Below are 17,313 nucleotides of genomic sequence, written 5' to 3'. Positions count from 1 at the left end.
ATATGGAGGTCTGGGTTAAGTTCATCGCGGCACCGAAATTTGGCGATACTTTCCTACCGACCTTGGTCGGCAGAAGATGGGTGAGTCATTATGAAGAGTGTGGTGCCGAACTCTCCGTGGATTCTCATCGTTCTTTTTTTGACGGCCGTCAATGTTTTGCCGGCCTTTGCTCAAGAAACCTCTCCGCAGGCGCAGCCTGCAAAACCCCAGCAGCAGGCGGCCGACATCAAGATCGGCTATCTGCGTGCCTACGCGCCGCAACTGGCCCTGTCGGTCCTCGATATTCCACCGCCTGACATAGGCATTGCCGGCGCCAAGCTGGGCATCGCCGACAACAACACCACCGGTGCCTTCCTCAAGCAGAAGTTCACCCTCGATACCGTCGACATCAAGCCCGACGCCGATGCCGTACCCGCCTTCAACGATCTGGTCGCCAAGGGCGACCGGTACATAGTCGCCGACCTTTCGGCCAAGCAGTTGCTGTCGATCGCCGACCTCGCACGCGACAAGGGCGTCGTGATTTTCAACATCAGCGCCCCTGACGACATCCTCCGCGAGGAGGAATGTCGGCCGAATGTCTTCCACATCGCGCCTACGCGCAGCATGCTGGCCGATGCTCTGGCGCAGTACCTGATCTGGAAGCAATGGCCACGCTGGGTGCTGGTTTACGGTTCGCATGACGACGACCATTTGTTTGCCGACGCCCTGCGGCGTGCGGCAACACGGTTCGGCGGCCAGATACTGGCCGAGAAGGAATTCAAGGACACCGGCACCTCCCGGCGGACAGACACCGGCGTTATCCAGATCCAGCAGCAGATGCCCGTCTTCACGCAGGACCTGCCCGACCACGACGTGCTCCTGGTCGCCGACGAAAGCGAGGTGTTCGGCACCTATGTGCCCTATCGCACCTGGCTGCCGCGCGTGGTGGCCGGCTCCGCCGGTCTGATGGCCTCCTCCTGGCATCCCGCCAGCGAGCAATGGGGCGGCTCGCAGTTGCAAAGCCGCTTCGACAAAAGTGCTGGCCGGCACATGCTGTCCAAGGACATGAATGCCTGGACCGCCGTGCGATCGATCGGCGAGGCCGCCACGCGCAGCAACAGCGGCGATCCGGCCAGGATCGACGACTATCTCCACAGCGACAAATTCTCGATCGCCGCCTTCAAAGGCCAGAAGCTCACCTTCCGCCCATGGAACCTGCAGTTACGCCAGCCGATCTTCCTGGGCGATGCCAAGTCGGTCGTCTCGACATCGCCGCAGGAAGGTTTTCTGCACCAGGTTTCCGAGCTCGACACGCTCGGCGTCGACCAGCCCGAAACCAAGTGCGTCTTTAAGAAATAGCAGCGGAACGAATACCAACCGGGAGGAGTACCGGATGCGCAGACAACTGGCACTTTTGGTCGCGAGCCTTGCTGTCGGGTTCATGGCCACGCCGGCATCGGCCTACATGGTCTATGTGTCCAACGAGAAGGGAAACAGCATCACCGTCCTCGACTCGACGACGATGAAGGTGGTCAAGACGGTGGATGTCGGGCAACGCCCGCGCGGTATCACCATCTCGCCCGACGGCAAGTTCATCTATCTCTGCGCCAGCGACGACGACACGATCCAGGTGATCGATACGGCCGACATGCAGGTGGTCGGCACCCTGCCCTCCGGGCCTGATCCGGAACTTTTCGTGCTCGCGCCCGATGGCAAGGTTCTCTATGTCGCCAACGAGAACGACAACCTCGTCACCGTCATCGATCTCGCCACGAAGAAGGTGGTGAGCGAGATTCCCGTCGGCGTCGAGCCGGAAGGCATGGGTATCAGCCCTGACGGCAAGACGTTGGTCAACACGTCGGAAACGACGAGCATGGCCCACTTCATCGACACCTCGACCCACCAGATTACCGACAATGTGCTGGTCGATACCCGGCCGCGCTACGCCGAGTTCAAGCCGGACGGCTCGGAAGTCTGGGTCAGTGCGGAGGTCGGCGGCACGGTCTCGGTCATCGACAACGCCACGCGGCAGGTGACGCACAAGATCACCTTCGACGTACCGGGGCTGCGCTCGGAAGCGATCCAGCCCGTGGGCGTGAACATCACCGCAGACGGCAAGAAGGCCTATGTGGCACTCGGCCCCGCCAACCGTGTGGCCGTGATCAACACCCAGACCTATCAGGTGGAGAAGTACATACTGGTCGGCCAGCGCGTCTGGCACCTTGCCTTCACGCCCGACCAGAAGACGATCATCAGCACCAACGGCATTTCCAACGACGTCACTTTCATCGACGTGGCCACCGACGAGCCGATCGAGTCGGTCACCGTGGGCGCCCTGCCCTGGGGCGTGGTGGTATCGCCGAAATAGTCATTTTGCAGGCAACCAAGGAGGAGAAGACATGAGGAAATATCGGGCAATCGCCTTCGCAGTCCTGATGGGCGCTACATTGCTGCCTTTGCACAGCTTCGCCCAGGATGCGGATGACGACGACGATCAGCCCAAGCTCACACGCTCCAGCCAGAACGTACCGGAACTGATCCTGGGAACCAAGGACGGTACCTATGACGTGAACCAGAAGGATTTCACGCTGCAGGCGGGACAGGGCTACCGCTGGAAGATCACGTCGGGTGCTGCTTTCGAATACAAGTTCCACACCGACCTGTTCCGCGACACCTGGGTCAACCAGATCGTCATCAACGATCTCGAGGTGCACATGAACGGCGCGCCCGCCTGGCTGGAATTCGACTCCCCCGGCACCATCCTGGTGCAGTTCAACACGATACGGCCGGGCACCTACACCTGGTCTGTGCCGGACCTTGCCGAAAAGGGCATGAAGGGCACCATTACCGTCAAATAGGCCAATGGAGACCGGCCGGCGCAGGCTCTAAGCTCGACACAGAAGGAGCGATCCGACTTGCAGCATGTGAAGACCGACGGCAATGGCGGCGTGGCGGCCCTCGAGGTCGCCGCGGTCAGCTATTCCTACGGCTCGAAGCGCGCGCTTTCGGACGTGTCCTTCGCAATCGCGCCGGCCAGCTTCACGGTGCTTCTCGGCCTGAACGGGGCCGGCAAGACGACGCTCTTCTCGCTGATCAGCCGTCTCTACAGCACCCGCAACGGCACGATCCGCATTTTCGGCAACGACGTGGCGCGCGCTTCCGGCGAAGCCTTGAGGCGCCTTGGCATCGTCTTTCAGGCGCGTACGCTCGACCTCGACCTCAGCGTCTATCAGAACCTGTCCTACCACGCCTCGCTGCATGGCATAGGCGCCCGGCAGGCGCGCCAGCGCATCGACACGCTGCTCAAGCAGATGGACATGGGCGACCGCCTGCACGACAAGGCGCGCAGCCTTTCCGGCGGCCAGATGCGGCGCATCGAGATCGCCCGCGCGCTTCTGCATGAGCCGCCGCTGCTGCTCCTCGACGAAGCGACGGTCGGCCTCGACATCCAGTCGCGCGCCGGCATCCTCGCCACCATTCGCAAACTGGTGGCGACCGAAGGCATCGGGGTGCTGTGGGCCACCCACCTCATCGACGAAGTGGAGGACGGCGACCAGGTCGTGGTGCTGCGCGAGGGACGCCTCGTTGCCGCTGGCAAGGTCACGGATGTGGTGAAATCGACCGGAACGAAGACGCTCCGCGATGCCTTCTCGCGCCTCAGCGGCCTCGACAGCCGGCAGATCACGGACATCGAGCCATGAGCACCCTGCCCTCGCAAAAGGCGCAAAGCGATGTCGTTGCGGTGAACGCACCGGCCTTCGGCCTGCGGCAGTACCTCACCTGCCTCAAGGGCGTCATGGTTCGCGAGGGCCTGCGCTTCGTGAACCAGCGCGAGCGTTTTATTTCCTCGCTGGTCCGGCCGCTGGTGTGGCTGCTGATCTTCGCCGCCGGCTTCCGCCAAGTGCTCGGCGTGTCGATCATCCCGCCCTACAAGACCTATGTGCTCTACGAGGTCTACATCACCCCGGGCCTTTGCGGCATGATCCTGCTCTTTTCCGGCATGCAGTCCTCGCTGTCGATGGTCTACGACCGCGAGATGGGCAATATGCGCACACTGCTCGTCAGCCCCTTCCCGCGCTGGTATCTGCTCGTCTCCAAGCTCATCGCCGGCGTCACCGTGTCGATCGCGCAAGTCTATGTGTTCCTGTTCGTGGCCTACTTCTTCGGCATCAAGATGCCCCCGCTCGGCTACCTGTTCGTACTGCCGGCGCTGTTCCTCGCGGGTCTGATGCTCTGCGCACTCGGCATGTTCCTGTCGTCGGTGATCAAGCAGCTCGAGAACTTTTCCGGCGTGATGAACTTCGTGATCTTCCCGATGTATTTCGCCTCGCCGGCGCTCTACCCGCTGTGGCGCGTGCAACAGTCGAGCCCGATCCTCTACAAGATCTGCCAGTTCAACCCGTTCACCTATGCGGTCGAGCTGATCCGCTTCGCGCTCTACGAACAGGTCGACTGGCTGTCGCTTGCCGTCGTCGTCGGCTGCACCCTGCTGTTCCTGGCGGGCGCCATCATCGCCTACGACCCTTCGCGCGGCCTGATGAACCGCAAACAGGATACGGGAGGAAACGCCTAATGAAACCAACGCGGCCGATCTGCCATCTTGCCGGGGTCCTTCTGGCGCTCGCGACAGCGCATCCGACCTTCGCAGCCGGCAAGGTCGATCCGGACTGGCCCTGCATGCAGCGCAAGGTGCCCGAACTCTCGCTCGCCCAGGTCTGGAATGGGCCGGAGCTGCCCGAGGCCGCGAAGAAATGGGCGGACGACCCCGACATTGCCCGGCGCGTCGATGACCTCGCCGCGCGTCGCCTGCCGCTGGCCGATGCACAACAGCAGATCAAGGATTTCGCCGGCGCGCTGCCGCCGGACCAATTGCTGCCGAAGATGACCATGCTGGAACAGGGCCTTTTCGAGCACATGGATGCCGAGCGCTCGCATGTGATGGAGGGCATCGCCCGCTATGCCCACAGGCAGATCGAAATGGCCGCGGATTTGCGTAAGGAATCTTCCGATCTGGATACGCTGGAGGACAACAAGGGAGACCCGAAGGAGATAATCGAGCGCACCGACCACCTTGCCATGGGCACGCGCATCTTCGAGGAACGTGTGAAATCCCTTACCTATGTGTGCGAAGTGCCGACGCTGATCGAACAGCGCCTCTACCAACTCTCCAAGACGATCGGGGACACGCTGGCGGAGAAGAAGAAATAGCCACTCAGGCCCCAGTCACCCGTTCCGGAGCCGCCGGGTAGAGCCTGCCGAACAAAGGCAGATACATCGCGCCCTTGCGCATCAGGAAATCGTGGAACGTCGCCATGGCCGGCGAGATCGCCCGGTCGGCGCGCATCACAGCGAACCACTGCCGGCGGATCGGCATGCCTGCCACATCGAGGATCACCAGGCGGCGCGCCTCGACCTCGAAGGCGATGGTGTGGGCGGAGATGAAGGCGATGCCGAGCCCGGCCATCACCGCCTGCTTGATCGTCTCGTTGGAATCCATCTCCAGGCCGAGATCGTCCAGCCGGCCCGGAATTTCGCTCAGGAAGATCTCAAGTGAAATGCGCGTGCCCGAGCCGGGCTCGCGGATCAGAAAATTCTCGCGCGCGATGCGCTCCTTGGAGATGTCGCGCTTCTTGGCCAGCGGGTGATCGGGCGAGGCAATGATCACCAGCGGGTGATCGCCGAAGGCCGAGGCCCGCACCGGCACGTCGCGCGCCGGTCGCCCCATAACGGCGATATCGACATCGTGGTTCTTCAGATTGGCGATGGTCTCGGCGCGGTTGCCGATTTTCAGCCGCATCTCGATATCGGGATGCTCCTTCATGAAGGCGGCCATCAGTTGCGGCGCGAAATATTTCGCGGTCGAGACCACTCCCAGTGTCAGGCTGCCGGCACGCACTCCCTTGATGGCGTCGATCTGGTCCTCCAGCAGCCGCAGCCGCTCCTCGATCGCCTGAGCAGTGTCGACGAATGCCAAACCTGCGGCAGTCGGACGCATGCCATCGACCGTGCGGTCGAACAGCTCGATGCCAAGCTCCTCCTCCACCTGCCGGAGTTGGATCGTCACCGCTGGAGCCGAGAGCCCCAACACCTTGGCAGCATTGACGATTTTGCCGTGTGCAATGATGGCCTGGACGGCGCGGAATTGTCTGAGGGTCAGGTTGCGCATGGAATAGCTAAATTATTTTTACTGGGAAAGTAAAGTTATTAAAATTTACTTATCCATACGGCTTTGTCCTCATCGCTGCGTAGCCCGGTCGTCGCAAGATCGGGCCGAGGAGGACAAAGATGACGGCGGCGACACTCGATGCGGTTCTGAACTCATATGTGGGCAGCGGCAATGCGCGCCGCGCCGCCATCGCCGCGACGGTCCACGAACTTGCGCAGGCCGCGACCAAGATCCGCGGCACTATCAACCAGGGCGCGCTAGGCAAGGCCTTCGCCGGCCTGCGCGGCGCCAACACCGATGGCGACGTGCAGAAGGATCTCGACATCTTCGCCGACGACATCCTGCTCGACGCGATGCGGCGCGCGCCCGTCGGCCTCTACGCCTCCGAAGAGCTGGAGCTGCCCGTGCTGCTCGACACGGACGCCGAGCTCGCCATCGCCGTCGATCCACTCGACGGCTCCTCCAATATCGACACCAACGTGTCGATCGGAACGATTTTCTCGCTCCTCCCGGCAACTGGCGCGCCGGACCAAAATCCGGCCGCCCCTTTTTTGCAGGCAGGAACGAACCAGCTCGCCGCCGGCTTCTTCATCTATGGGCCGCAACTGGCCCTGGTGCTGACGCTCGGCAGCGGCACCCATGTCTTCGTGCAGTCCACGAGGCTCGGCACCTTCGTGCAGGCCTATGAAAGCCGGATCGTGCCGGCCCGCGCACATGAATTCGCGATCAACGCCGCCAACTATCGCCATTGGGACGAAGCCGTGCGGCTCTATGTCGACGATTGCCTGAAGGGCAGCGAGGGCCCGCGCGAACGCGACTTCAACATGCGCTGGATCGCCTCGCTGGTGGCCGACTGCTACCGCATCCTGATGCGCGGCGGCGTGTTCCTCTATCCCGGCGATCAGCGCCGTGGTTACACGAACGGCCGGCTGCGCCTCGTCTATGAAGCCAACCCGATCGCTTACCTCATCGAACAGGCCGGCGGTGCCGCAACCGACACCATCGACCGCATTCTGGAGATCCCGCCGCAAAGCCTGCACCAGCGCGTGCCGTTGGTGTTCGGCTCTTCCCGCGAGGTGGCGCGGATCGCTCGCTATCACACCGATCCCAGCAGCATCGGCGAGAGATCGCCCCTGTTCGGCAATCGCGGCCTGTTCCGCGCGTGATCGGGAGATAGCAAATCATGTCGGCAAAGCACCCGATCATCTCGATCACCGGTTCGTCAGGCGCAGGAACCACTTCCGTGAAGCGGGTTTTCGAGCAGATTTTTCGGCGCGAAAGGATTGAGGCGGCCTTTATCGAAGGCGACGCTTTCCACCGCTTCGATCGCGCGGCGATGAAGCAGAAGGTCGCCGAGGAGGAGAGGAAGGGCAATCCCAACTTCACCCATTTCAACATCGAGGCCAACGAACTCGAGATCCTCGAATCCGTCTTCGAGGAATATGGCCGCCGGGGCTCCGGCCGCACCCGCACCTACGTTCACGACGACGAGGAGGCCAAGCTTTACGGCCAGGAGCCGGGCACCTTCACCGATTGGCGCGAGTTTCCGCCCAGCGACCTTCTGTTCTACGAAGGCCTGCATGGCTGCGTCGCCACCGAACAGGTGAATGTCGCCCGCTACGCCGACCTCAAGATCGGCGTCGTTCCGGTCATCAACCTCGAATGGATCCAGAAAATCCATCGCGACCGGTCCACGCGCGGCTATTCCACGGAAGCGGTCATGGACGTGATCCTGCGCCGCATGCCGGATTATGTGCGCTACATCACCCCACAGTTCACGCAGACCGACATCAACTTCCAGCGCGTGCCGATCGTCGACACGTCGAACCCCTTCATCGCCCGCTGGATACCGACGCCGGACGAGTCGATGCTGGTCATCCGCTTTGCGCGGCCGCGCGGCATCGACTTCCCCTATCTGCTGTCGATGATCCAGAACAGCTTCATGTCGCGGGCGAATTCCATCGTGGTGCCGGGCAACAAGCTCGACCTCGCCATGCAACTCATCCTGACCCCGCTCATTTTGCAACTCATAGAGCGAAAGAAGCGCGTGTCGTGAGGAGAACGCCATGAACAGCCAGACCGCCTTGAAGTCGGGCACCGCAACCGTCACCGAACAGGAAATGGCCAACGCCATACGGGCACTTGCCATGGACGCCGTGCAGAAGGCCAATTCCGGCCACCCCGGCATGCCGATGGGCATGGCCGATGTCGCGACCGTTCTGTTCGGCCGCTTCGTCAATTTCGATCCGTCGGCCCCCCACTGGCCGGACCGTGACCGCTTCGTGCTCTCGGCCGGGCACGGCTCCATGCTGCTCTATTCGCTGCTCTACCTGACGGGCTATCCCGACATGACGATCGACCAGCTGAAGAATTTCCGCCAACTCGGCAGCCGCACCGCTGGTCATCCTGAGTATGGCCATGCCCCCGGCATTGAGACCACCACCGGCCCGCTCGGCCAGGGTATCGCGAATGCCGTCGGCATGGCGCTGGCCGAGCACATGCTGGCTGCCCGCTTCGGCAAGGACCTCGTCGACCACTACACCTATGTGATTGCCGGCGACGGCTGCCTGATGGAAGGCATAAGCCACGAGATCATCGACCTTGCCGGTCACCTGAAGCTCGACCGCCTGATCGTGTTCTGGGACAACAACTCGATCTCCATCGACGGCCCGACCTCCTTAGCCACCTCGACGAACCAGCCGGCCCGTTTCAGGGCTGCAGGCTGGGACGTGCAGGAAGTCGACGGCCATGACATGGGGGCCGTTGCCGCAGCAATCGAGCACGCGCGCGGCTCCGACCGCCCCTCGCTGATCGCCTGCCGCACCATTATCGGCAAGGGCGCGCCGCACCTTCAGGGCTCCGAAAAGACCCATGGCGCGGCGCTTGGCGAAGCCGAAGTCGCAGCCACGCGCGAAAACATCGGCTGGCCCTGGCCGCCCTTCGTTGTGCCCGACGAGATTCTGGCGGCATGGCGCGCGACGGCCAAGCGCGGCGCAGCCGCGCGCCGCGAATGGGAGGCGCGTCTTGCGGCCTCGCCCCGCCGCGAAGCCTTCGAGACCGCGATCGCCAGCGAAATACCCGCCGCTGTGTTCGACGCGCTGGACGCGCTACGTAAGGAGCATGTCGAGAAGGCCACCAAGGTCGCGACCCGCAAGGCTTCCGAGCTGGCGCTCGAGGCCATCAACGGCGCAACCGACCTCATGGTCGGCGGCTCGGCCGATCTCACCCATTCGAACCTGACCATCACCAAGGGCATGAACCGCCTCGTCGCCGGCGACTATTCGGGCGACTATGTGCACTTCGGCGTCCGCGAGCACGGCATGGCGGCGGTCATGAATGGCATCGCGCTCCATGGCGGCTTCGTGCCCTATGGCGGCACATTCCTGTGCTTCACCGACTATGCGCGCGGTGCCATCCGTCTGTCGGCGGTGATGGGCCAGCGCGTCATCTATGTCATGACGCACGACTCCATCGGCCTCGGCGAAGACGGCCCGACCCACCAGCCGATCGAGCACCTGGCCATGCTGCGCGCCACACCGCATCTGAACGTGCTGCGTCCCGCCGACATCATCGAGACGGCCGAGTGCTGGGAACTGGCACTGAAGACGACGGACCGGCCGAGCGTACTGGTGCTGTCTCGCCAGAACCTGCCGATGCTGCGCCAGTCGTACACGCCCGAAAACCTGTCGGCGCGCGGCGCCTACATCCTCCGCGACACGGAAGGCCCGCGCGCAGTGACGCTGATCGCCACCGGATCGGAGGTGGAGATCGCAGTCGCCGCCGCCGAAAAGCTGAAGGCCGATCACGGCGTCGAGGCAGCAGTGGTCTCCATGCCCTGCTGGGAACTGTTCGAGGCTCAGGACGCGGCCTACCGCAGGTCTATCCTCGGCGACGCCCCGCGCGTGGCCGTCGAAGCCGCCGCCCGCCACGGCTGGGACCGCTGGATCGGCGAGAACGGCGCCTTCGTGGGCATGACCGGCTTCGGCGCCAGCGCCCCGGCCGCCGACCTCTACCGCCACTTCAACATCACGCCCGAGGCGGTCGCAGCTGCGGCCCTCGAACTCATCGACTGAAAGGAGCCAGGGATGGCGCGCATCACGCTGAGGCAATTGCTCGACCACGCCGCCGAACATGGCTACGGCGTGCCGGCATTCAACATCAACAACATGGAACAGGGCCTCGCCATCATGGAGGCGGCCAAGGCCTGTGATGCGCCGGTGATCATCCAGGCCTCACGCGGCGCCCGCTCCTACGCCAATGACATCATGCTGGCCAAGATGATCGACGCGCTGGCCGAGATCTATCCCGAAATCCCGGTCTGCATGCACCAGGATCACGGCAACAGCGAAGCCACTTGCCTCACCGCCATCCGCCACGGCTTCACCTCGGTGATGATGGACGGCTCGCTTGAAGCGGACGCCAAGACGCCGGCAAGCTACGAATACAACGTCACCATTACCGAGCACGTGGCCCGCATGGCCCATTGGGTTGGCGCCTCGGTGGAAGGCGAGCTCGGCGTGCTTGGCTCCCTGGAGAGCGGCAAGGGCGAGGCCGAGGACGGCCACGGCGCGGAAGGCGCGCTGTCGCACGACCAGCTTTTGACCGATCCGAACCAGGCCGTCGATTTCGTCGCCCGCACCAAGGTCGACGCGCTGGCGATTGCCTGCGGCACCTCGCACGGCGCCTACAAATTCACCCGCAAGCCCGACGGCGAAATCCTTGCCATGCGGGTGATCGAGGAGATCCACCGCAAGCTGCCCAACACGCATCTGGTCATGCACGGCTCGTCCTCGGTGCCGCAGGAGTTGCAGGACGTCATCAACAAATATGGCGGCGAGATGCCCCAGACCTACGGCGTGCCGGTGGAAGAAATCGAGCGCGGCATCCGCCACGGCGTGCGCAAGGTCAACATCGACACCGACTGCCGCATGGCCATGACCGGCCAGTTCCGCCGCATCGCCATGGAGCATCCCAGCGAATTCGACCCGCGTAAATTCCTGAAACCGGCGATGGACGCCATGCGTGACCTCTGCCGCGACCGGCTCGAACGCTTCGGCGCTGCCGGCAACGCTTCGAAGATCAGGGTCGTCTCCATGGACGAGATGGCCAGGCGTTACGCCGCCGGCAAGCTCGACCCGCACATCGCCGCTGCAAAGGCCGCCTGACCGGCCGCCCGAACCGAAATCAAGAAAGGACCCAGCCATGGCCGAAAAGTCCGAAACCGTAACTGGAGCGGAGCGCTACAGATCCGGTGTCATGCAATACAAGAAGATGGGCTATTGGGAGCCCGACTACGAGCCGAAGGACACCGATGTCATCGCCCTCTTCCGCATCACGCCGCAGGACGGCGTCGATCCGGTGGAGGCAGCGGCGGCCGTGGCAGGCGAAAGCTCGACGGCGACCTGGACCGTGGTCTGGACCGACCGGCTGACGGCTTCGGAAAAGTATCGCGCCAAGGCCTACCGGGTCGACCCCGTTCCCAACACCCCGGGCCAGTATTTTGCCTACATCGCCTATGATCTCGACCTGTTCGAGCCCGGTTCGATCGCCAACCTCACGGCGTCGATCATCGGCAACGTCTTCGGCTTCAAGCCGCTCAAGGCCCTGCGACTCGAGGACATGCGCCTGCCGGTAGCCTATGTGAAGACCTTCCAGGGCCCGGCCACGGGCATCGTGGTCGAGCGCGAGCGCCTCGACAAGTTCGGCCGCCCGCTCCTCGGCGCCACGGTGAAGCCCAAGCTCGGCCTGTCGGGCCGCAACTACGGCCGCGTGGTCTATGAGGCGCTGAAGGGCGGGCTCGACTTCACCAAGGACGACGAGAACATCAACTCGCAGCCCTTCATGCATTGGCGCGACCGTTTCCTGTGGTGCATGGAGGCCGTGAACAAGGCGCAGTCCGAGACCGGCGAGATCAAGGGCACCTATCTCAACGTCACCGCCGCCACCATGGAGGACATGTACGAGCGCGCCGACTTCGCCAAGGAACTCGGCTCCAACATCGTCATGATCGATCTGGTCATTGGCTACACGGCCATCCAGTCCATGTCCAAGTGGGCGCGCAGGAACGACATGATCCTGCACCTGCACCGCGCCGGCCACTCGACCTATACGCGGCAGAAGAACCATGGTGTCTCCTTCCGCGTCATCGCCAAATGGATGCGGCTCGCCGGCGTCGACCACATCCATGCCGGCACGGTGGTGGGTAAGCTGGAAGGCGATCCAGCGACGACGAAGGGCTACTACGACGTCTGCCGCGAGGATTTTAATCCCATGCGGCTGGAGAACGGCATCTTCTTCGACCAGGATTGGGCCTCGCTCAATAAGCTGATGCCGGTGGCTTCGGGCGGCATCCATGCCGGCCAGATGCACCAGCTCATCAACCTGCTCGGCGAGGATGTCGTGCTGCAGTTCGGCGGCGGCACCATCGGCCATCCGATGGGCATCGCGGCGGGCGCCACCGCCAACCGCGTCGCGCTCGAATGCATGATCCTCGCCCGCAACGAAGGCCGCGACATCGTGCGCGAGGGGCCGCAGATCCTGCAGGACGCGGCCAAGACCTGCCTGCCCCTCAAGCAGGCGCTCGAAACCTGGAAGGACGTGACCTTCAACTACGCCTCGACCGACTCGCCGGACTTCGTGCCGGTGGCCACGGCGGCCGAATAAGGAGACCAGAGCATGCGCATCACCCAGGGAGCCTTTTCGTTCCTGCCCGACCTCACCGACGACCAGATCCACGCGCAGGTGCAGTACTGCATCGACAATGGCTGGGCGGTCAGCCTCGAATTCACCGACGACCCGCACCCCCGCAACACCTATTGGGACATGTGGGGCCATCCGATGTTCGACAATCCGGATGCTGCCGCCCTGATCATGGAGCTGAAGGATTGCCGCAAGGTCTATGGCGACCGCTACATCCGCGTCGTCGCCTTCGACGCCAGCCATGGCTGGGAGTCGGTAAAGCTGTCCTTCATCGTCAACCGCCCGGCCGACGAGCCCGGCTTCCGCCTCGAACGGCAGGAAACGGCCGGCCGCAGGATCCGCTACACAACGAAGCCCTACGCGGCGGATCGCCCGGCCGGCAGCAGATACGGCTGATCCCCCCACCCGGTTTGCTTCGTCCCCACTCCCAACCGGGAGAGGGGACAAAGCAGCACCGTTGCTCCCTACAGACCGAGAAATCTAATGTCCGCAACCGCCGAACCCGAAACCTCTGCCCCGGAAATCCCCTCGGCGATCGACCTGCGCGAGGAGTTCGAAAGCTCGGGCGTCAAGGACGTGCTTGCCGAGCTCGACCGCGACCTGATCGGCCTCGCCCCCGTCAAGAAGCGCATCCGCGAAACCGCCGCGCTGCTGCTGGTGGAGCGGGCGCGCAAGCGCATGGGCCTAGCCCATGAGACGCCGACGCTGCATATGAGCTTCACCGGCAATCCCGGCACCGGCAAGACGACGGTGGCGCTGCGCATGGCCGACCTGCTCCACCGCCTCGGCTATATCCGCAAGGGCCACCTCGTCTCGGTCACCCGCGACGATCTCGTGGGGCAGTACATCGGCCACACTGCGCCGAAGACCAAGGAGATCCTGAAGAAGGCGATGGGCGGCGTGCTGTTCATCGACGAGGCCTACTACCTCTATCGCCCGGAAAATGAGCGCGACTACGGCCAGGAGGCGATCGAGATTCTGCTTCAGGTGATGGAAAACCAGCGCGATGACCTTGTCGTCATCCTCGCAGGCTATTCGCAGCGCATGGAGCGCTTTTTCGAAAGCAACCCCGGCTTCCGTTCGCGCATTGCGCACCACATCGATTTCCCCGACTATACGGACGAGGAGCTTCTCGAGATCGCAAGGAAGATGCTCGACCACCAGAACTACCACCTCGACCAGCCGGCCACGGCGGCGCTCACGCAATACATTGCGCGACGCCGCGAGCAGCCGCATTTTGCCAATGCGCGCTCGATCCGCAACGCGCTCGACCGGGCGCGGCTGAGGCAGGCCAACCGCCTGTTCGAAACCTCCAAAGGGCCGCTTGACGCGACCGCCCTGTCGACTATCTCGGCTGAGGACATCACCGCAAGCCGGGTGTTCGGCATCAAGACCAGGAGCGAGGCTGCCCACCCATGAGCGCAAAAACGCTGATCTCTCCTTCAGTCCTGTCGGCCGATTTCTCCCGCCTTGGCGACGAGGTCGAGGCAGTGGCAGCCGCCGGCGCCGACTGGATCCATCTCGACGTCATGGACGGGCATTTCGTCCCTAACATCACCTTCGGCCCCCAGGTCATCAAGGCGATCCGCAATCGCACCGACAAGGTGTTCGACTGCCACCTGATGATCGCGCCCGCCGATCCCTATCTGGCTGCCTTCGCCGATGCCGGCTGCGACATCATCACCGTCCATGCCGAGGCCGGCCCGCATCTCGACCGCTCGCTGCAGGCGATCAGGAACCTCGGCAAGAAGGCCGGCGTCGCGCTCAACCCGTCGACGCCGGAAAGCGCCATCGAATATGTGCTCGACCGGCTCGACCTGGTACTGTTGATGACGGTCAACCCCGGCTTCGGCGGCCAGGCCTTCATCCCGGCGGTGGTGGAGAAGGTGAAGCGGGTGAAAGCCATGATCGGCAACCGGCCGATCGACATCGAAATCGACGGTGGTGTGACACCCGAAACCGCGCCGCTAGTCACGGCCGCCGGCGCCAATGTGCTGGTGGCCGGCTCGGCCGTGTTCAAGGGCGGTTGCGCGGACGCCTACGCCAAGAATATCGCCGCGATCAGGGCTGCGGGCGACGGTGCAATGCGCAAGGCGGCCTGAAGCCGCCCAAAAGGGGAAACGCCATGGCAGCCATTCCACCCGTTTGCGATTTCGGCTGGCCGGCCGTCGACGCCACCCTTCCGGGCGTGGATGGCAAGCAGCATTCCATTTTCGGTCAGGCCGGTCCTAACGGCCTGGTCGTCGCCTTCATCTGCAACCACTGCCCATACGTGAGGGCGGTCATCTCGCGCATCGTGCGCGACGCCGAGGACCTGAAGGCCGAAGGCATCGGCTTCGTGGCCATCAATTCCAACGACGCAGCGGCCTATCCCGAAGATTCCTTCGAGAACATGAAGCTGTTCGCCGCCGCCCACCGCTTCGGCTTTCCCTATCTCTATGACGAAGATCAGTCCGTCGCACGCGCCTATGGCGCGGCCTGCACGCCCGACTTCTTCGGTCTCGACAAGGACATGAAGCTGCAATATCGCGGACGCCTGGATGCCTCTCGCAAGGAGACGGGCTCGCCGGACCTGCGCCGCGACCTCTTCGAGGCGATGAAGCAGGTTGCCCGCACCGGCGAGGGTCCGCGCGACCAGATCGCTTCAATCGGCTGCTCGATCAAATGGAAGGATGCTGCATGAAACTGGACGGCGCAAATCCCCTGTTCTTCCCGAAGGCCATCCTGTTCGACCTCGACGGCACCCTGATCGATTCCGCGCCGGACATCACCGCCGCCGTCAACGAACTTCTGGCAACGCACCATCTGCCTCCCTTCAGCGTCGAAAAAGTCACCACCATGGTCGGCGACGGCATGCCGAAACTGGTCGAGCGCGCCTTTGCCGCATCAGGCACACCTTTGGTGGGCAAGGAGCTTGAGGACGTCGTTCAGGAGATGACCCCGATCTATCTGCGCCATCTCACCGACCGCAGCCGGCTGATGCCCGGCGCTCGCGAAGCGCTGGCGCAGTTCCATTTGATGGGCGTTGCCATGGCGGTCGCGACCAACAAGCCGCAGCGGGCCGCACGCGAGGTGCTGCTGCATTTCGGCCTTGTCGACATGCTCGGGGCGATCGTCGGCGGCGATGCGGTGACCCACAAGAAGCCGGCGCCGGATCTGCTGCTCCTGGCTCTCGAAAAGCTGAGAGTCGATCCCGCCGATGCCATCATGGTGGGCGACAGCAAGGCCGACGTCGGCTCGGCGCGCGCCGCCGGCCTGCCCGCAGTGCTGATCCGCGGCGGTTACACGCAGGTGCCGGTGGAGGAGTTGGGTGCAGACCTCGTCTGCGACAGCTTGTTGGACCTGCCGGCCGCTCTTCAGGCATTGCGCCGGGCGGCGTAACGCCTTCGCAAAAGGCTCGAACTCCCGGAATCAATCCGGGAGCCCGTCATCGCAAATTATTGTTTCTGCTTATTTTTTGGAGAACTGATCCAGATAGGCGATGACGTCGGCGATATCCTTGTCATCCTTCAGGCCGGCAAAGGCCATCTTCGTGCCTTTCACCATCGCCTTGGGATCCTTCAGATATTGCGACAGGGTCTCGTTGCTCCAAACAAGCCCCTTCTGACCCGCCTCTTTCATGGCTGCCGAATACTGGTAGTTCGGATGGGTTCCCGCGGTGCGGCCGATGACGTTCATAAGCGAGGGGCCGACCCTGTTCTGATCCTGGTCGGCAACGTGGCAGGCCTTGCACTTGGTGAAGACCTTCTCGCCGGCGGCGGCATCCTGGGCTTGGGCGTGGGAGACCAGCAAACTGGTGGCGGAAATGGCTAGCAAAAAAGCGATAGAGCGCATGGCGTTTCCTTTGTGACCGTCAGGGGTGCCCTGGACGAATTCGAATGCCGTTTCTTTACCCGCCGGCACGCAATTGTCGAGCGGGTAGAGCGGACGTTCGACGCCTCCTTTCGGAGACGGCGCCGCGCTCCGAAAGCTAGACCCGGCGTGGCGGAAGTCAATCGTACCAAGGTGCGGTCGGTGAACCGCCCAGGCGGGCTGCCAATGCCTCGCGGCCCGCTCCCCGGGCCTTGTTGACGCGATTTCAGTGAGCGCGTAGCCTGCCTTCAGCATTTCCCCAACGGCACCTTGGGGAAACATATCAATCGCTTGATCGGGCGCCGGCACGGGACAGCCGAACCGGCTTCGGTTTTGTTGAAGCCGGATAGCGGCAAATGGTGCTGATATGAACTTGGTCGATCTGATCCTGACGGTCTGCCTGACCGCCAACCCCACCCATTGTCGGGACGAGCATCTCTATTTCGAAAGCCTCGGCACCCTGAACCAATGCATGTTCCTGGCTGAACCCGAGATCGCGAAATGGGTGGGAGAGCACCCCATATTCACGGTGGTGCGTTGGACATGTGCATTCCCGAAAAAGGAGAAGTCGATCTGATCGCCGCCGTTGCGGCCACCCATCCCGGGGAGGAGATGTC

19 protein-coding genes are annotated in these 17,313 nt (G+C 63.3%); 17 read left to right on the top strand and 2 right to left on the bottom strand.

Annotated features, from left to right (window positions below):
• The first annotated feature begins 90 nt into the window (after positions 1 to 90).
• From C7I85_RS20230 to C7I85_RS20205, 6 genes are read left to right on the top strand one after another with little or no spacing between them, the layout of a single operon-like run.
• On the top strand, positions 91 to 1,338 hold the full coding sequence (locus tag C7I85_RS20230) for an ABC transporter substrate-binding protein (protein ID WP_106725831.1): 1,248 nt from the start codon (positions 91 to 93) through the stop codon (positions 1,336 to 1,338).
• Between the two features lie 34 nt (positions 1,339 to 1,372).
• Entirely contained in the window at positions 1,373 to 2,347 is a 975-nt protein-coding gene (locus C7I85_RS20225; RefSeq protein WP_106725830.1) for a YVTN family beta-propeller repeat protein, read from the top strand.
• 31 nt (positions 2,348 to 2,378) lie between these two features.
• The gene (locus tag C7I85_RS20220; protein ID WP_106725829.1) at positions 2,379 to 2,837 is read left to right on the top strand and encodes a hypothetical protein; all 459 of its coding nucleotides are present in this window, start codon (positions 2,379 to 2,381) and stop codon (positions 2,835 to 2,837) included.
• A gap of 57 nt (positions 2,838 to 2,894) precedes the next feature.
• The gene (locus tag C7I85_RS20215; RefSeq protein WP_106725828.1) at positions 2,895 to 3,680 is read left to right on the top strand and encodes an ABC transporter ATP-binding protein; all 786 of its coding nucleotides are present in this window, start codon (positions 2,895 to 2,897) and stop codon (positions 3,678 to 3,680) included.
• The gene (locus tag C7I85_RS20210; RefSeq protein WP_106725827.1) at positions 3,677 to 4,552 is read left to right on the top strand and encodes an ABC transporter permease; all 876 of its coding nucleotides are present in this window, start codon (positions 3,677 to 3,679) and stop codon (positions 4,550 to 4,552) included. Before C7I85_RS20215 ends, C7I85_RS20210 begins: the two co-directional genes overlap by 4 nt.
• A complete protein-coding gene (locus C7I85_RS20205) occupies positions 4,552 to 5,187 on the top strand; it encodes a hypothetical protein (protein ID WP_106725826.1) in 636 nt (211 codons plus the stop codon). The genes C7I85_RS20210 and C7I85_RS20205 overlap by 1 nt, the downstream gene beginning before the upstream one ends.
• 4 nt (positions 5,188 to 5,191) lie before the next feature.
• Here C7I85_RS20205 and C7I85_RS20200 read toward each other — a convergent pair whose 3' ends face one another.
• On the bottom strand, positions 5,192 to 6,145 hold the full coding sequence (locus C7I85_RS20200; protein WP_106725825.1) for a LysR family transcriptional regulator: 954 nt from the start codon (positions 6,143 to 6,145) through the stop codon (positions 5,192 to 5,194).
• 119 nt (positions 6,146 to 6,264) lie between these two features.
• On the opposite strand from C7I85_RS20200, the gene C7I85_RS20195 reads away from it, so the two are divergent.
• The 10 genes from C7I85_RS20195 to gph all read left to right on the top strand — a co-directional run bounded on the left by C7I85_RS20195 (position 6,265) and on the right by gph (position 16,225).
• Complete coding sequence (locus tag C7I85_RS20195; protein WP_106725824.1) at positions 6,265 to 7,311, top strand: class 1 fructose-bisphosphatase; 1,047 nt, start codon at positions 6,265 to 6,267, stop codon at positions 7,309 to 7,311.
• A gap of 17 nt (positions 7,312 to 7,328) precedes the next feature.
• A complete protein-coding gene (locus C7I85_RS20190) occupies positions 7,329 to 8,201 on the top strand; it encodes a phosphoribulokinase (protein ID WP_106725823.1) in 873 nt (290 codons plus the stop codon).
• A 10-nt stretch (positions 8,202 to 8,211) separates the two neighbouring features.
• Positions 8,212 to 10,218 carry a transketolase gene (gene tkt / locus C7I85_RS20185; protein ID WP_106725822.1) on the top strand — a complete coding sequence of 669 codons (2,007 nt, stop codon included), beginning with the start codon at positions 8,212 to 8,214 and terminating at the stop codon, positions 10,216 to 10,218.
• A 12-nt stretch (positions 10,219 to 10,230) separates the two neighbouring features.
• Positions 10,231 to 11,310 (top strand): class II fructose-bisphosphate aldolase, encoded by a 1,080-nt coding sequence (fba, locus tag C7I85_RS20180; protein WP_106725821.1) that lies wholly within the window; start codon positions 10,231 to 10,233, stop codon positions 11,308 to 11,310.
• A 37-nt stretch (positions 11,311 to 11,347) separates the two neighbouring features.
• On the top strand, positions 11,348 to 12,808 hold the full coding sequence (locus tag C7I85_RS20175; protein ID WP_106725820.1) for a form I ribulose bisphosphate carboxylase large subunit: 1,461 nt from the start codon (positions 11,348 to 11,350) through the stop codon (positions 12,806 to 12,808).
• Positions 12,809 to 12,820: 12 nt separating this feature from the next.
• Positions 12,821 to 13,240, top strand: a complete 420-nt coding sequence (locus tag C7I85_RS20170) for a ribulose bisphosphate carboxylase small subunit (RefSeq protein WP_106725819.1) — start codon at positions 12,821 to 12,823, stop codon at positions 13,238 to 13,240.
• 87 nt (positions 13,241 to 13,327) lie between these two features.
• On the top strand, positions 13,328 to 14,263 hold the full coding sequence (gene cbbX / locus C7I85_RS20165; protein ID WP_106725818.1) for a CbbX protein: 936 nt from the start codon (positions 13,328 to 13,330) through the stop codon (positions 14,261 to 14,263).
• On the top strand, positions 14,260 to 14,946 hold the full coding sequence (gene rpe / locus C7I85_RS20160; RefSeq protein ID WP_106725817.1) for a ribulose-phosphate 3-epimerase: 687 nt from the start codon (positions 14,260 to 14,262) through the stop codon (positions 14,944 to 14,946). Before cbbX ends, rpe begins: the two co-directional genes overlap by 4 nt.
• Positions 14,947 to 14,969: 23 nt before the next feature.
• The gene (locus C7I85_RS20155) at positions 14,970 to 15,527 is read left to right on the top strand and encodes a thioredoxin family protein (protein ID WP_106725816.1); all 558 of its coding nucleotides are present in this window, start codon (positions 14,970 to 14,972) and stop codon (positions 15,525 to 15,527) included.
• Positions 15,524 to 16,225 (top strand): phosphoglycolate phosphatase, encoded by a 702-nt coding sequence (gph, locus tag C7I85_RS20150; RefSeq protein ID WP_106725815.1) that lies wholly within the window; start codon positions 15,524 to 15,526, stop codon positions 16,223 to 16,225. The genes C7I85_RS20155 and gph overlap by 4 nt, the downstream gene beginning before the upstream one ends.
• Before the next feature lie 69 nt (positions 16,226 to 16,294).
• Here the strand turns inward: gph and C7I85_RS20145 are convergent, their stop codons facing one another.
• Positions 16,295 to 16,678, bottom strand: a complete 384-nt coding sequence (locus C7I85_RS20145) for a c-type cytochrome (protein WP_106725814.1) — start codon at positions 16,676 to 16,678, stop codon at positions 16,295 to 16,297.
• A gap of 385 nt (positions 16,679 to 17,063) precedes the next feature.
• On the opposite strand from C7I85_RS20145, the gene C7I85_RS20140 reads away from it, so the two are divergent.
• Complete coding sequence (locus C7I85_RS20140) at positions 17,064 to 17,273, top strand: hypothetical protein (protein WP_106725813.1); 210 nt, start codon at positions 17,064 to 17,066, stop codon at positions 17,271 to 17,273.
• Positions 17,274 to 17,313: the final 40 nt, after the last annotated feature.

This window comes from Pseudaminobacter soli (ex Li et al. 2025) (assembly GCF_003012705.1).
GTDB lineage: Bacteria > Pseudomonadota > Alphaproteobacteria > Rhizobiales > Rhizobiaceae > Pseudaminobacter > Pseudaminobacter soli.
The sequence above is the reverse complement of the archived record's forward strand: the minus strand, read 5'-3'. Positions and strand labels throughout refer to the sequence as shown.